The organism is Vibrio sp. 378 (assembly GCF_033339435.1).
Window position 1 is genome coordinate 1 of record NZ_JAWOUO010001155.1, and the last position, 523, is coordinate 523.

At 42.6% G+C, this 523-nt stretch carries 1 pseudogene; it reads left to right on the forward strand.

Annotation, left to right across the window (positions count from 1 at the left end):
• Positions 1 to 229: 229 nt before the first annotated feature.
• A pseudogene (locus R7Q48_RS30900) lies at positions 230 to 523 on the forward strand (chemotaxis protein); the annotation flags it as partial.

The window sequence follows — 523 nt, forward strand, 5'->3', positions numbered from 1 at the left end:
GCCACTGATGCCGAGTAGAATTTTCTTTCCTGCTAGTGTTTGCATGTGAGATCTCCAATTTTTCTGGCAGCGAGTTTAGCATAACGGACTGTTTCAGCACCCAAGCAAATCAAATCCACATCAAACTCCGCGGCATTAGTTAAGCAAGTGGAGAAAAAACTCCCGCCTATCTCACAGACAATTTGAGCTGATTTTGCAAGATTGAAAAGAAAAAAGAGGTGGTACAAACATGGTGTTGAAAAGTCGAAACAAATTGCTGCTGATAACCTTAATTCCTCTGTTGTTGATCACGACATTGATCTCTGTGGTGTATTACATCAACAGCAGTAAGAGTTTGGAGGCGGAGCTCGTTCGAGACAGACAGGAGCTTATTGATGCGCGTAAGAAAGAGCTAAAAGCCTACATGATGATGGGTGTAACGGCGATTAAGCCGCTGTATGACTCTGACGTTAATGGCAGTAATAAACAAGCGGCGAAAGAAATCTTAAAAGCGATGCGCTTTGAAAGTGATGGGTACTTTTTC